The 15,134-nt window shown below is 67.2% G+C and carries 11 protein-coding genes; 5 read left to right on the plus strand and 6 right to left on the minus strand.

Annotation, left to right across the window (positions count from 1 at the left end):
• Positions 1–80 precede the first annotated feature (80 nt).
• The 4 genes from SPHI_RS10050 (at position 81) to SPHI_RS10065 (ending at position 4,383) form a co-directional block, all read left to right on the plus strand.
• Positions 81–1,487, plus strand: a complete 1,407-nt coding sequence (locus SPHI_RS10050; RefSeq protein ID WP_076744795.1) for an MATE family efflux transporter — start codon at positions 81–83, stop codon at positions 1,485–1,487.
• A gap of 132 nt (positions 1,488–1,619) precedes the next feature.
• A complete protein-coding gene (gene groES, locus SPHI_RS10055; RefSeq protein WP_076744796.1) occupies positions 1,620–1,907 on the plus strand; it encodes a co-chaperone GroES in 288 nt (95 codons plus the stop codon).
• A gap of 84 nt (positions 1,908–1,991) precedes the next feature.
• Positions 1,992–3,629 (plus strand): chaperonin GroEL, encoded by a 1,638-nt coding sequence (groL, locus tag SPHI_RS10060; RefSeq protein ID WP_076744797.1) that lies wholly within the window; start codon positions 1,992–1,994, stop codon positions 3,627–3,629.
• 76 nt (positions 3,630–3,705) lie between these two features.
• Positions 3,706–4,383 (plus strand): Uma2 family endonuclease, encoded by a 678-nt coding sequence (locus tag SPHI_RS10065; protein WP_233130858.1) that lies wholly within the window; start codon positions 3,706–3,708, stop codon positions 4,381–4,383.
• Here SPHI_RS10065 and SPHI_RS10070 read toward each other — a convergent pair.
• On the minus strand, positions 4,380–5,267 hold the full coding sequence (locus tag SPHI_RS10070) for a DMT family transporter (RefSeq protein WP_076744798.1): 888 nt from the start codon (positions 5,265–5,267) through the stop codon (positions 4,380–4,382). The genes SPHI_RS10065 and SPHI_RS10070 overlap by 4 nt on opposite strands.
• A gap of 110 nt (positions 5,268–5,377) precedes the next feature.
• Here SPHI_RS10070 and SPHI_RS10075 point away from each other — a divergent pair, with 110 nt between their 5' ends.
• A complete protein-coding gene (locus SPHI_RS10075) occupies positions 5,378–7,156 on the plus strand; it encodes an ABC-F family ATP-binding cassette domain-containing protein (protein ID WP_076744799.1) in 1,779 nt (592 codons plus the stop codon).
• A 56-nt stretch (positions 7,157–7,212) separates the two neighbouring features.
• Here the strand turns inward: SPHI_RS10075 and SPHI_RS10080 are convergent, their stop codons facing one another.
• The 5 genes from SPHI_RS10080 to SPHI_RS10100 form a co-directional block, all read right to left on the minus strand.
• Positions 7,213–8,019 carry an ATP-binding protein gene (locus tag SPHI_RS10080; protein ID WP_076744800.1) on the minus strand — a complete coding sequence of 269 codons (807 nt, stop codon included), beginning with the start codon at positions 8,017–8,019 and terminating at the stop codon, positions 7,213–7,215.
• A 93-nt stretch (positions 8,020–8,112) separates the two neighbouring features.
• On the minus strand, positions 8,113–10,227 hold the full coding sequence (locus SPHI_RS10085; protein ID WP_096348749.1) for a tetratricopeptide repeat protein: 2,115 nt from the start codon (positions 10,225–10,227) through the stop codon (positions 8,113–8,115).
• Entirely contained in the window at positions 10,220–11,566 is a 1,347-nt protein-coding gene (prsR, locus tag SPHI_RS10090; RefSeq protein ID WP_076744801.1) for a PEP-CTERM-box response regulator transcription factor, read from the minus strand. Before prsR ends, SPHI_RS10085 begins: the two co-directional genes overlap by 8 nt.
• Positions 11,563–13,623: an XrtA/PEP-CTERM system histidine kinase PrsK gene (gene prsK / locus SPHI_RS10095; protein WP_076744802.1), complete on the minus strand. Its 2,061-nt coding sequence runs from the start codon at positions 13,621–13,623 to the stop codon at positions 11,563–11,565. The genes prsR and prsK overlap by 4 nt, the downstream gene beginning before the upstream one ends.
• Entirely contained in the window at positions 13,620–15,008 is a 1,389-nt protein-coding gene (locus SPHI_RS10100; protein WP_076744803.1) for a TIGR03013 family XrtA/PEP-CTERM system glycosyltransferase, read from the minus strand. The genes prsK and SPHI_RS10100 overlap by 4 nt, the downstream gene beginning before the upstream one ends.
• Between the last annotated feature and the right edge of the window lie 126 nt (positions 15,009–15,134).

A 15,134-nucleotide genomic window follows, 5' to 3' on the forward strand; every position in this document is an offset into this window, starting at 1 on the left:
GCAGCATCTGTAGAGCATCGCGCCGCACATCCGCAGCCCACCTTTCCTCCCGCCCCAATCCCGCCTACCCCGCACCGGCCATGGAAATCGCCGCGAATCCTCCTCTGACCGGCGCTCGCCCTGCCAACGATCGGGCGGAACTGTCCGCCCTCGCGCGCCTTGCCGGGCCGCTGGTCGGCGCGAATCTGCTCCAGATGGCGGTCAGCGCGGTGGACGTGATCTTTGTCGCGCGGCTCGGCACCGTCGATCTCGCCGCCGCGACGCTCGGCGTCTTCATGTTCAACCTCAGCATGTATGCGCTGATCGGCCTCACCAGCGCCGCCGCGCCGCTGATCGCCGCCGAGCTCGGCCGCCGCAAACATGCCGTGCGGGAGGTGCGGCGCAGCGTCCGCATGGCGCTATGGGTCGGCGCTGCCGGCGCGCTGCCGGTGCTGCTGATCCTCGCGCATGGTGAAACGTTGCTGCTTCTGGCCGGGCAGGATCCCGAAGTGTCGCGACGGGCGGGGCGCTTCCTCGACATCATCCTGATCGCCATCATTCCCGGCACCGCTGCGGGGATCATGCGCACTGCTGCCGCGGCGCTCGGTCGCCCCGGTTGGGCATTCGTGGTAACCGGTCTGGCGCTGGCGGTCAGCATCCTCACCAATTGGATGCTGGTGTTCGGCAATCTCGGCGCGCCCGCCCTCGGGCTCGAAGGCTCCGCGCTCGCCAGCGTGATCAGCCTCACCGCCATGGCGCTGGCCTATGCCGCCATCTTCCGCTTCGACCAACGGCTGCGCCGCTATCGCCTGTTCGGCCGCTGGTGGGTCACCGAATGGTCGCGCTTCCGTGAGATCATCCGTCTTGGCGTGCCGATCATGCTGACCTGGATCTTCGAAGGCGCATTGTTCGGTGGCGCGGCGGTCTTGATGGGGCTGATCGGCGTCAACGAAGTCGCGGCCCATGCGGTCGCGCTCAACATCGCCGCCATCGCCTTTCAGGTGCCGTTCGGTATCGCCCAGGCCGCCACGATCCGCGTCGGCATGGCCTATGGCGCGCGCGACCGCGACTGGATCGCCCGTGCCGGCCGCGTCGCGCTGATCCTCGGCATCGGCTTCATGGGGCTGACCGCCGCAGCAATTTGGGCCACCCCGCGGCTGTTCGTCAGCGCCTATGTCGATGTGGACGCGCCGCAGAACGCGGTCGTGGTTGGCTTGGCGGTGCAATATCTTGCCCTCGCCGCGATGTTCCAGCTCGTCGATGGCGCTCAGGCGGTGGCGGCGGGCGTGTTGCGCGGGCTTCAGGACACGCGCGTGCCGATGCTCATTGCCTTGTTCGGCTATTGGGTAATCGGCTTCGGAACCTCGATCCTGCTCGGCTTCCAGGCGGGCTGGGCGGGCGTCGGCATCTGGACCGGTCTTGCCGTCGGTCTGCTCGCGGTTTCGATCCTGCTGATGTGGCGCTGGTACGCCCGCGAACGGCTCGGCCTGCTGCCACGCACGGCCTGACGAACGGTTCCGATTTTTTCCGCCGGCGCCCGTTGACGGTGCGTGGAGCGAGCCACATATGCCGAGCGCTGGCACTCGACTTGGGCGAGTGCCAAGAAACTGTCACACACCGCTCAAAAGAGGGTAACAGCCATGAACTTCCGTCCGCTGCACGATCGCGTGCTCGTACGCCGCGTCGAGGCCGAGGAAAAGACCGCCGGCGGGATCATCATCCCGGACACCGCCAAGGAAAAGCCGCAGGAGGGCGAAGTCGTCGCCGCCGGTTCCGGCACCAAGGCTGAGGACGGCAAGATCACTCCGCTCGACGTCAAGGCGGGCGACCGCATCCTGTTCGGCAAGTGGTCGGGCACCGAGGTCAAGGTCAACGGCGAAGACCTGCTGATCATGAAGGAAAGCGACATTCTCGGCATCCTCGCCTGACGCGAGTGGCTCGGCATCCGAGCCTGAGAAACCCCGCTTTCGTCTCAACTTCCTCAACATTCGTTCATTTGAAAGGGTAGCCACATGGCAGCCAAGGACGTGAAATTCGGCCGTGACGCACGCGAGCGCATCCTGCGCGGCGTCGACATCCTCGCCGATGCAGTAAAGGTCACGCTGGGGCCGAAGGGCCGCAACGTCGTCATCGACAAGAGCTTCGGCGCACCGCGCATCACCAAGGACGGCGTCACCGTCGCCAAGGAGATCGAGCTCAAGGACAAGTTCGAGAACATGGGCGCCCAGATGGTGCGCGAAGTGGCCTCGAAGACCAACGACATCGCCGGTGATGGCACCACCACCGCGACCGTTCTCGCCCAGGCGATCGTTCGCGAGGGCATGAAGTCGGTCGCAGCCGGCATGAACCCGATGGATCTGAAGCGCGGCATCGACATCGCCGTCGCCAAGGTCGTCGAGGACGTGAAGGCCCGTTCGAAGCCGGTCGCCGGTTCGAGCGAGATCGCCCAGGTCGGCATCATCTCCGCCAACGGTGACCGCGAAGTCGGCGAGAAGATCGCGGAAGCGATGGAGAAGGTCGGCAAGGAAGGCGTGATCACCGTCGAAGAGGCGAAGGGTCTCGAATTCGAGCTCGACGTCGTCGAGGGCATGCAGTTCGACCGCGGCTATCTGTCGCCGTACTTCATCACCAACCCCGAGAAGATGGCGGTCGAGCTCAACGATCCGTACATCCTGATCCACGAGAAGAAGCTGTCGAACCTGCAGGCGATGCTTCCGATCCTCGAGGCGGTGGTGCAGTCGGGTCGCCCGCTGCTGATCATCGCCGAGGACATCGAGGGTGAGGCTCTGGCCACGCTCGTCGTCAACAAGCTGCGCGGTGGCCTGAAGGTCGCAGCGGTCAAGGCACCGGGCTTCGGCGATCGTCGCAAGGCGATGCTCGAGGACATCGCCGTCCTCACCAAGGGCGAAGTCATCAGCGAAGATCTCGGCATCAAGCTCGAGACCGTCACGCTCGGCATGCTCGGCACCGCCAAGCGCGTGTCGATCGACAAGGACAACACCACCATCGTCGATGGCGCCGGTGATGCCGAATCGATCAAGGCCCGCACCGAGGCGATCCGTCAGCAGATCGAGGTCACGACCTCGGACTACGACCGTGAGAAGTTGCAGGAGCGTCTCGCCAAGCTCGCCGGCGGCGTCGCCGTGATCAAGGTCGGTGGTGCGACCGAGGTCGAGGTGAAGGAGCGCAAGGACCGCGTCGACGACGCGCTGCACGCGACCCGCGCTGCGGTGGAAGAGGGCATCGTCCCGGGCGGCGGCACCGCGCTGCTGTACGCGACCAAGGCGCTCGCTGGCGTGACCGGCGCGAACGAGGACCAGACGCGCGGCGTGGACATCGTCCGCAAGTCGCTGACCGCTCTCGTGCGCCAGATCTCGCAGAACGCCGGCCATGACGGCGCGGTTGTCTCGGGCAAGCTGCTCGACCAGGACGACACGTCGTTCGGCTTCAACGCCTCGACTGACACCTACGAGAACCTGGTCGCGGCCGGCGTGATCGACCCGACCAAGGTCGTCCGCACCGCACTGCAGAACGCCGCCTCGGTGGCCGGTCTCCTGATCACCACCGAAGCGACCGTTTCGGAAGTGCCGGAAGACAAGCCCGCCATGCCGGCAATGCCCGGCGGCGGCATGGGCGGCATGGACTTCTGATTTCGGACGGGCGCAGCCACGGCTGCGCCCGACACGAAATCAGAACGGCCAGCCAGCCGGCGTAAGCCGGACTGGTATGACGTCCAGCAGCGGCTCCGCCGCTGCCCGTTCGAAACAAGGAAGGGCCGGGTGCACCACGCACCCGGCCCTTCTTTTGTTGGCGCGGAGAATGTATATCGCCGCCATGGCAAGCGTCGCGCTCGACCCCGCCTATCGCCGCATCACCGTCGAGGAATTCCTCGCGATGAATCTCGGCGATGCGAAAGCGGAACTGGAAGACGGTCTCATCTACATGATGACCGGCGGCACCTCGCAACATGCAATGATTGCCGGAAACATCTACTTCGCGTTGCGCTCGCGTCTCAATGGAACGGGATGCCGTCCGTTCAATTCGGATCTGGGCGTCCGCACGGCGGAGCAGAACGTGCGCTTCCCCGATGTAAGCGTCTATTGTCGCGATCCTGACGAGGTGATTGATCCTCGCGCACAATTGATCGGCGATCCTACCGTGGTGTTCGAAGTGCTTTCGCCATCGACGGCGCATCACGACCAGAACACGAAACTCGCGGAATATCGGAGCATTCCGGGTCTTCAAGCTGTCGTTTTTGTCGATCCCACCGATGACCGCGTCCGGCTGGTCGCGCGAACCGGGCCGGAGAATTGGGCGGACGATTGGCTCAAGCCTGGTGAAGACCTCCACCTATCCGCGCTCGGCCTCACCATCCCCCACGCCGAAATCTTCGCCCGCGATTAAGCCTGCTCCCGCTCCGCCAGCAGCGCACTCTTGGGCCGCGAGCGGAGCGCCACCACCAACACCCCGGCCAGCGCAAGCAGCGCCCCCGCCGCCATCCGCGCATCGACCCGATCGCCCGTCAGCGCGACACCAAAGGCGATCGTGAACAGCGGCGTCATCAGCGTCAGCGGCGCGAGCAAATTCGCCTCATATTTCCGGATCAGCCCGTAATAGCTGGTATGCCCCAGCACCGAGACGACCAGCGCCGCAAACAGCACCGCGGCCACGAACGGCCAGCCAACCGCCGCCGCGCTCGCCCATTGCCCCGTCTCGAACAGTGCGGAGGCGAGCGTCAGCGGCACGAACGACACCAGCCCCACCCACGCCTGGAAGCGCAACGGCGAGACGTCTTCCACCTGCTTCATCAACACCGCGCCGAGCGATCCGGTGAACGCCGCCGCGACCACGAACCACAGCCCGGCAGACAGGTCGAGCCCCTCAGGGTTCCACACCACCAGCACCACGCCAGCGAGCGTCAGCGCGATGCCAAGCCCGCGCCGCCAATGGATCCGCTCGCCCAGCATCACCACCGACAGCAGGGTCGTGAACGGCACGCCAATCTGGATCACCACCGCCGCGGCGGAGGGCGATGCAGTCTGCAAGCCGACGAACAGCAAGGCGAAATTGCCCGCCCCCATCAGCAATCCGATTATCACGATCCGCCAGCGCGGCCGCGGCATCGGCAGCAGCCACGGCAGCGTCGCCGCGATCACCACGGCAAAGCGGACCGCGGCGAAGAACAAAGGCGGCACCGCCCAATTGCCCACCACGATCTTGCTCAGGACGTTGCTGTAGCCCCACACCAGGCAGACGAAGACCAGCAGCAGGAAATCGCGAATCTTCATGTCGCATCCCGTGGCAGAGGCGCCCGCCCGATGCCAGCGCCCATCGCGGCAACGGCCGCTGCGCGCAACATGCTTGGCGCATCGCTCCCCCGCCCCTATCTGCCGCGGTCATGGTAGCCCCGATCCTAGCGTACGAAGACCTCGGCCTCATCCAGGGCGCCGGCTGGCTGTTCCGCAACCTCAATTTCTACGTCGGCCCGCGCGATCGGCTCGCGCTGATCGGCCGCAACGGCGCCGGCAAGACGACGCTGCTGAAGCTGATCGCCGGCACGATCGACAGCGACGAGGGCCGCCGCACGATCGTGCCCGGTACGCGTGTCGTGCTGCTGGAGCAGGATCCCAATCTCGCCGGCTTCCAGACGCTGGCCGATTACGTCCTCTCCGGCGACGACGCCCCACAGCATTACGAAGCGGAGGCGATCGCCGACCAGCTCGGCATCGATCTGTCCCGCGAAGCCGCGACCGCTAGCGGAGGCGAGCGCCGCCGCGCCGCGATTGTCCGCGCGCTGGCGCAGGATCCGGACGTATTGCTGCTCGACGAGCCGACCAATCACCTCGATATCGGCGCGATCGAATGGCTCGAAGAATGGCTCGGCCGGTTCCGCGGGGCGTTCGTCGTCATCAGCCACGACCGCACCTTCCTCACCCGCCTGACCAAGCAAACCCTGTGGCTCGATCGTGGCAATCTGCGGCGCGCCGAGGTCGGGTTCGGCGGATTCGATGCCTGGACCGAACAGGTCTATGCCGAGGAGCAGCGCGCCGCGGAGCGCCTCGACGCGCGGCTCAAGCTGGAGGAACATTGGCTGCTGCGCGGCGTCACCGGCCGCCGCCGCCGCAACCAGGGGCGCCTGACCAAGCTCAAGGAAATGCGCGCCGAACGCGCCGCGATGATCGGCCCTCAGGGCGGCGCCGCGCTCGCGGTCGGCAGTGACGACAACAAGACCAAGGTGGTGATCGACGCCAAGCACGTCACCAAGGCCTATGACGGCCGCACCATCATCGGCGATCTCACCCTGCGCGTCACGCGCGGTGACCGGATCGGCATCGTCGGCCGCAACGGCGCGGGCAAGACGACGCTGCTGCGCATGCTGACCGGCGAACTCGCGCCCGACAGCGGCGAGGTAAAGCTGTCCAAGACGCTCGACGGCATCGTCATCGATCAGCAGCGCAAGCTGATGGCGCCGGACAAGACGGTGCGCGAGGTGCTGGCCGACGGCGGCGACTGGATCGACGTGATGGGCTCGAAGAAGCACATCCACGGCTATCTCAAAGAATTCCTGTTCGATCCCTCGCTGACCGAAGCGAAGATCGCCTCGCTCTCGGGCGGCGAACGCTCTCGGCTGCTGCTCGCCCGAGAGTTCGCCCGCCCGTCCAACCTGCTGGTGCTGGACGAGCCGACCAACGATCTTGATCTCGAAACGCTCGATCTGCTGCAGGAAGTGATCGCCGATTACGAGGGCACGGTGCTGATCGTCAGCCACGATCGCGACTTCCTCGATCGCACGGTGACCGTGACGCTCGGCCTCGACGGCTCCGGCAAGGTCGATGTGGTCGCCGGCGGCTATGAGGATTGGGAGCGCCAACGCGCACCGCGGATCGAGGCCAAGAAAGCCGCTTCCAAGCCTGCCGCCGCGCCTGCGCCGGTACAGGCCCGGACCAAGCTCAGCTACAAGGACCAGCGCGATTACGACCAGCTGCCCGCCCGCATCGAAGCGCTCGACAAGGCGATTGCCCGCGATGAGGCGCTGCTGGCCGATCCCAACCTCTACACCCGCGATCCGGCCGGTTTCGATAAATTGATGAAGGCGATCGCCGCCGCGCGCGAGGAAAAGGATGCCGCCGAACTACGCTGGCTGGAACTCGCCGAGACGGCCGAAGCGCTGGGCTGACCGCGACGTAAATCCCATCCCAAGCGCGGCTTGGCTGGGAATTTACGTGTGATGGATCACACCGCCTTCCCCGCCCTCCCCGCAAGATCCAGCACATATTGCCACGCCACGCGCCCCGATCGACTCCCCCGCTTGGTCGCCCAAAGCAGCGCATCCTGCGCATCGAATCGCAGATCGTAACGCGCCGCATAGCCGCGCACGATGTCGAGATAGAGTGGCTGGTCCACGACATGAAAGCCTAGGCTCAGCCCGAAGCGATCCGCCAATGCGAGATGATCGTCCACCGCGTCGCGCGGATTGATCGCGCTTTCCTGCTCCTTGATGTCGCGCGGGATCAGGTGCCGCCGGTTCGATGTCACCACCAGCCGGGCATTCGCTGGCCGCGCTTCGGCCCCGCCCTCCAGCAGCGAACGCAACGTCCGCGCATCCGCCGCGGCGTCGAAGCCGAGATCATCGAGGAACAGCACAAACGCCCGCGGCACGTCCGCAATCACGTCGAACAACGCCGGCAGGCTGTCGAGCCGATCCGCCGCCACTTCGATCAGCGCCAGCGCGCCGCCCGCCGCCTGAACCGCGCCGACACATGCCTTCACCAGCGCCGACTTGCCTGTGCCCCGCGCGCCCCACAACAGGCTGTCCTGCGCCGCGTGCCCGGCCGCGAGCCGTTCGAGGTTGGCGAGCAGCGCGGCGCGCTGTGCCTCCACCCCATGCAGCAGGTCGATCGGTAGTGGCGCAAACGCTCGCGCCGCAACCAGTCCGCCGTCGCGCCAGACATAGGCCGCGTGCGCGAGCGGATCGGCGCTCGGCGGCGGCGGTGGCGCAAGCCGCTCCAGGGCGGCGGCGATACGAGCCAGATCATCCATGGAGCCAGCAGCTACGGGGAGCCGCCCGCCCGCGCAATCGCAAGCCTGTTTCGTCGCTCTCGCCTCGTCAAGCGCAGCAGGCTCAGCCGCAACCTACCCGCCAAGCGCCTTCAGCAGCGCCGTGGCGGGGCGCCGATCCTGGAACGCCGGATCGCGCAGCGCCAGTCCGATCGACCGCCTCGCCTCGGCTGTGCGCCCCGCTTCGGCAAGCGCCTGCGCCAGGTGCCAACGAATGCCGGCATGCGCAGGTGCCAGCGTCGCCGCTTTCTCCAGCAACTGAAGCGCCGCCGCCGTCTCCCCGCGCTCGTACAGCGCCCAGCCATAAGCATCCGACACCGCTGGATTCATCGGCAGCAGCCCATAAGCCGCGCGCGCATAGGCGGCCCCGGTCGCCGGATCGCCAGCGCCGGTATAGGCATAACCAAGCTGCGCCAGCAGCAACGCGTCGCGGTTCCCGCCGGGGGCTCGCAGCACTTCCAACGTGTCGGCGGCTGCCTCCCAATCCCGCACGCCCAGTTGCAGATTGGCGAGCGCCCGACGCGCGACCATGCTCTGCGGGCTTTGCGATAGATAAAGCGCCAGCGCCTCGGCGCCCTGCGTGCGCTGCCCCGTGCGGACTGCGGCTTCCACAAGGCGCAGCATAACCGGCGCGTCGAAGCGCAGATCGGCCGCTCGGCGATATCGCGCCAGCGCCGGTCCGAACTCGCCCGTTGCGGCATAAGCGTCACCGGCCAGCAACTGCGCCCCCGGCGCGCCGGGCGAGGCATCGGCGACCGCCCCCGCCTGGCGCAACGCCCCCGCTCCATCCCCGGCATCGATCAGGCCGCGGACATAAGCGACCGCCGCTGCGGGATCGTCTGGCGCCTTGGCCACGATATTGGCCAGCGCCGCCGGCCCTGCATCGCTGGCAAATGGCCGCGGATCGCCAAGCATCGGCCGTGCCGCGCGGTCGAGCAGGCGGGCCGCCCAATCGCGCTCGCCCGTCGCCTCGAAGGCCCGTCCCGCCAGCATCAGCGTGTAGCTGTCCGCATCCGCCCGCACCGCCATCGGCCGAAGCGCCTCCAGCGCGGCGCGCGCATCGCCCGATCGCAGCAACGAGGCGCCGAGCAGGCGGCGCGCGACGAGGTTCATCGGCTGCCGATCGATCAGTTCGCCGAAGCTGATCACCGCTTGCTCATAGCTGCCGTCGGCATAAGCGATGAGCCCCGCCAACAGCACCACGCCCGGCACGTTGAACCCGGCATCTCCGGTTCGCCCGATCAACGTGCGTGCTAGCTCACGCTTGCCGGCCCGCGCCGCCAATACGGCCTGGAGGTATAGCGCTTGCGGGCTGTTCGGTCGTGCCGCCAGCGCGCGGCGGCTGGCCTCCAGCATGATGCCATATTGCCCGAGGTCGCCGGCGGTCGCGGCATATTCGATCAGCGCGGGATGATAGTAAGCGTCGCGCTCCAGCGCCTTGTTGAACCACGGCATTGCGGCCCGCAGCCCATAGCGACTGCGCACCACTTCCCCGGCCAGCACAATCGCATCGAGATTGGCGGGGTCGAGCGCCAGCGCGCGCCGCGCCGCCACATCCGCGCCAAGCACATCGCCAGAATCGAAGCGAATGCGACCAAGATCACCGAAAGCGCCTCCATCGCGCGGGTCGCGATCGACCAGGCGTTCCAGCAACACCACCGCGCCGGGCACGTCCCCCTTCGCCGCCAGCGCACGCGCGCGCACCCGTTCGGCGGGTCCGGCATAGCGGGGAGCCGCGCGCGCCGCTTCGGCAAGCGCGCGATCAGCATCGCCCTGCAACAGATAGGCTTCGGCAAACAGCTGATGCAACCGATCCGCCGGCATGCCAGCCGCAACCGCGCGGGTCAGCGCCCCCTCGGCCGCCACACCCCGGCCCATCAGCAGGTCCACGCGGCCGAGCACCGCATTGGCCGCTGCCGCATCCGCGCCAGTGACGGCGACCAAAGCATGATTACGGGCCGCGCTGTAATTGCCACGCTTGAGTGCCGCGAGGCTTTCGGCAAGCGCCGCGCGCGGATCGGGTGCGGCTGCCCGGCGAGCAAGAACAACGATCCCGCCCAGCACCAGCGCCAGCACGGCCAGCGTCAGCGCGATCCGGATCGCGCGTGCGCTCGGCCGGGGCGAGCCACCCGCTTGCCCGCGCCGTCGCTTGCTTCGCAGCAACGGATAGCGATGCGGCTTATCAAGCATGCAGGCCGTAGCTCTTGAGCAGGTCATACAGCGTCGGCCGGCTCACGCCGAGCAGCCGCGCGGTCTGTGAGATATTGCCGTCCGCCCGCGCCAACGCCTGGCGGATCGCGCGCCGGTCCGCCGTTTCTCGCACCGCGCGCAGGTTGATCGGCATCGTGTCGGGATCCGTCAGGTCGAGATCGGCCGCGGTCACCGCCTTGCCATCGGCCATGATCACCGCCCGCTTCACGCGGTTTTCCAGCTCGCGCACATTGCCCGGCCAGTCATGCGCATCGATGGCAGCGCGAGCGTCGGACGATAGGCCGGTCACCGCCGGGTTCATCGCTGCGGCGTAGCGGGTGACGAAATGCTTGGCGAGCAGCGCCGCATCCCCTGGCCGCTCCGCCAGCGCTGGGATGCGCACCACGATCTCGGCCAATCGATAATAAAGGTCTTCGCGGAACGAGCCGTCGGCGACCATCGCGTCCACGTCACGATGCGTGGCGCACACGATCCGTGTGTCCACCGGGATCGCGCGCCGCCCCCCGATCCGCTCGATCACCCGCTCCTGCAGGAAACGCAGCAGCTTCACTTGCAGCGGCAGCGGCACGTCGCCGATCTCGTCCAGGAACAGCGTGCCGCCCCCTGCCTGCTCGATCTTGCCCGGCGTGGTCTTCACCGCCCCGGTAAACGCGCCCTTCTCATGCCCGAACAACTCGCTTTCGAGCAGCGTTTCGGGGATCGCGGCGCAGTTGATCGCGACAAACGCGCCGCCAGAGCGCGGCGAGGCATCGTGCAGCCCACGCGCCAGCAATTCCTTGCCCGTACCGCTTGCCCCCAGCAGCATCACCGATACGTCAGCCGGCGCGACCCGCTCGACCGTGCGCATCACCTTGATCATCTCGGGCGCCGCGGTGATTAGCCCGCCCAGCGCCGGTGCCGCGCCGCTCGCCGCCAGCCGGCGGTTCTCCACCTCCAGATCATGGACGTGGAAAGCCCGCTCGACGATCAGCCCCAGCGCATCGATGTCGATCGGCTTCTGGTAAAAGTCCCATGCGCCATCGGCGATCGCCTGCAGCGCGCTTTCCCGCGCGCCATGCCCGGAGGCAACGATCACCTTGGTCGAAGGCTTCAACTGCAGGATCTCGGCGAGCAGCGCGAAGCCCTCGCTGGTTCCGTCGGGATCGGGCGGCAGGCCAAGGTCCAGCGTCACCACCGCCGGCTCCTCCGCGCGCAATGCCTCGATGGCGCCAGCCCGATCGCCCGCGACGATCACGTCATAGCCGTCATAGGCCCAGCGCAATTGCCGTTGCAGCCCCGGATCGTCCTCCACGATCAACAGCTTGCGTGCGCCCGTCATGCCGCCATCCCCATCTCGCCCGCGTTCGGCCGGGCGAGCGGCAGCGCGACTTGAAAGCACGTGCCCTCCCCTTCGCGACTGGTGACGCTGACCGCACCGCCCATCGCCTCGGCCAATTGGCGCGCCTCGAACGCCCCCAGCCCGAACCCGCCCGGCTTGCCCGAGACGAACGGCCGGAACAGCTGGTCGCGCACAAAGCCAGGGCTCATCCCGCGTCCCGTGTCGGTCACCGCAATTACCCCCCGCCCGTCTGCCATGCTGACGTGCAGCGACACCTCGGCCGCGCTCGCACTCGCCTCGATCGCATTTTGCACCAGATGGCTGACCAAGGTCTCCAGCGCCGCCGGATCGGCCATCGCGCGCACCTCACGGTCGCCTGTCGCTACCACCGGATGCTGCGCTCGGCGCCCCGCCGCGATCCGCTCTGCCAGCGCAAGCAGCGGCACCGGTCGCACCGCTTCGCCGCGGCTGCCATGATGCTGCGACAGCCTTGCCAGCAAGCCGTTCATCCGATTGGACGAGTCGGTCAGTGTCGCCACCATGTCGGCGCGAAAGGCCGGATTGTCGGCGTGCCGCTCGGCATTGCGCGCCACCAAGGTGAGTTGGCTCACCAGATTCTTCAGGTCGTGCATGATGAACGCAAACCGGCGGTTGAATTCGTCGAAGCGCTGCGCATCGGACAGCGCGGCATGCGCGCGCGCCTCCGCCAGATAGCTCGCCGCCTGCCGCCCAGCCACGCCAAGCAGGTCGAAATCCTCCCAGTCGAGCGCCCGATCGACCAACGGCCGCCCCAGCACAATCGCGCCGGCAAGCCGACCGAAGTGAAGCAGCGGCACAACCGCCCAAGCATCGGTGCAGTCGCGCAGCCATGCTGAAGTGCTGGCCTGATCCGCGGTGTCGGCCGCTTCCCCGCGCACCGCATCCAACTCGATGATCCGGCCGGAGACGGAAAGGTGCGCGAACAGCGCCTCGTCGGGCCGCTCGGCGCGCGGCGCATCCGGCCAGTTCCACGCCGTTCCGGTATCAAGCGCCGCCCCGTCCGCCACCAGCAACAGCCCGCTGGGGGAACTGGTCAGGTCGGCGATCGCCTTTACCACCCGTTCTTCCAGCGAAGCCGCACCCGGCGTACCCAGCGTTTCGGTGAAGCGCAGCCACTCGCTGCGGTAATCATAGCGGTGGCTGAACAGATGCTTGGCGATCACCACCTTCGCCCAGGCGCGCGTCCACGGCGTCGACACCAGGGTCAGCAGCGCCGCCGTCGTGCCGAAGATCAGCGCGGTCTGCACGACCCGGGCATAGCTGCCCCCCACTGACCCGACGATCGCCGTCGCCAGCGCGGTCACCGCCACGTACAGCCCGATCGCTACCACCGCGAGCGAGATCAGCGCCACGGTGCGCGACACCTGCACCTTGCGCTCATCCCCCTTCTGCACGGCCAGCCCGAGCAGCGGCGCGAGCACCACGGTCACCGCGCCGCGCATGTCGATCAGCCCTGCCGGCCAGTAAGCCGCGAACCAGATCGTGCCGTACAGCGCCAGATCGACCGCCCACATCAGCACCATCGCGACCGCCACGATGCGCACGCCCGCCCGCACGCGCCACAAGGCGCCGAACCGCAAGCGATAGACCAGGATCAGCGCCGCAACGGTCATCAGCATCTGCAACAGCGCACGCGTCTTGGCGAAAGCCCCGCTGGTCGCCGGATCGTCAACCATCGCAGCGGCAACTGCCAGCCCGCCGATGATCACCACCACTATCGCGACCGCGGCATAGACCATGTGCAGCGATGGCCAGGCGGGATCGGCCCGATCACGCCTGGCGAGCGCATATAAGAACCCCAGCCACGCCAGATTACGCCCGCATTCGCCCAGCCGCGTCGCCACATCGCGCGCGTCCAGCCCGGCCACCGCCAATGCCCACAACGCCGTCGCAAACAGCGCCACCACGAACGGCACGCGCGGCAGCGCACCGCCGCCATGCCGTTGCGACAGCGCCAGGGTGCTGAACAGCAACGCCGCCAGCGCATGCGTCCACAAGGTAATCGGCGCCGCGATCATCGCGCCCCCGACGGCCAGAGCACAACCCGCAGCGTCTGAAGGAGGATCAGCAGGTCAAGGAACGGCGAATAGTTCTTGGCGTAGTAAAGGTCATATTCCAGCTTGTGGCGCGCATCCTCGATCGACGCGCCATAAGGGTAGTTGATCTGCGCCCAGCCGGTGATCCCCGGCTTCACCATATGCCGCTCGGCATAATAAGGCAGATGCTGTTCCAGCTCGGTGACGAACTGCGGCCGCTCGGGGCGCGGGCCGACGAAGCTCATTTCGCCCTTCAGCACGCTCCAGCATTGCGGCAGTTCGTCGATCCGAACCTTGCGGATAAACCGGCCGATGCGCGTGATCCGCGGGTCGCGCTCCGCCGCCCACACCGCTTGCCCGGCGACTTCGGCATCCTGCCGCATCGATCTGAGCTTCGGAATGTCGAACGGCTCGTTGTACAGTCCCACCCGCCGCTGACGGTAAAACGCCGGGCCGCGGCTCTCCAGCTTGATCGCGATCGCCGTCAGCGCGATCACCGGCGCCGCAACCAGCAACAGCGCCGCGCTGACGACAATATCGAACCCGCGCTTTGCGATGGCCGACAGCATCCGGCCCGAGGCGAAACCGTCCGAGAAGATCAACCAGGAAGGGTTGACGCTCGCCAGGTCGATCCGCCCCGTCTCGCGCTCCAGAAATGTCGAATATTCGCTGACATGGACGCCCGTGGTCTTGATCCGCAGCAGGTCCTTGAGCGGCAATGCATTGCGCCGCTCCTCGATCGCCAGCACTACCTCCAGCGCCTCGCGCTCAACCACGAACGCGGCCAGGTTCGGGATATCGGCGCGCGCGACCGCACCATCCACCGCAATCGCCGGCTCTCCCATCGCGACATAGCCCGCGATCAGGAAGCTCGCGCCGTTCGCCCGCTCCAGCGTACCGAGCCGCGCCGCGCGACTGCCCGCGCCAAGCACGATGATGCGCCGCCGAAAGCGCTCGCCCCCCAGCATGCGCCCGAACAACAGCCGCACCGCGACCAGACCGACGATCGAGAACAGCATCGCGTAGAACAGGCTCGATCGCCAGAAGGTGACCGAGGGAAAGAAGAAGAACAGCAGGCTGAGGAAGATCACCCCCAGCGACACCGCTACCATCAGCCGCATCACCGCCTGCCGCACCGATACGAGCACATCGGCCTGATAAGCGCCCACCGCCACCATCGCGATTTCGAGCGGGACCGCAAAGGTCGCCAGCTGCGGCAGGCGCGTCCAGATCGGCTCGGGCGCCATGTCGATCTGCCAGGCGCGCAGCTGCCAGCCCAGTTCTGCCGCAACGAGCAGGATCACGACATCGATCAGCCCAAGCAACGCAACCGCGTTGGGCACATAATGTTTGAAGATCCTGATCATTGCCTGCGCCCGTCCATCCGCCCTTCAGGATCCGATCCATTGTAAGGGAATCCGACAGGAACCGTGTCGCAGCAAATGGCAAAGAAAGGCTGAACGCTGCCGATGGGACGCGCGCCGGCTTGCTCC

Source organism: Sphingomonas jeddahensis, assembly GCF_001981525.1.
In the GTDB taxonomy this organism is placed as follows: domain Bacteria; phylum Pseudomonadota; class Alphaproteobacteria; order Sphingomonadales; family Sphingomonadaceae; genus Sphingomonas; species Sphingomonas jeddahensis.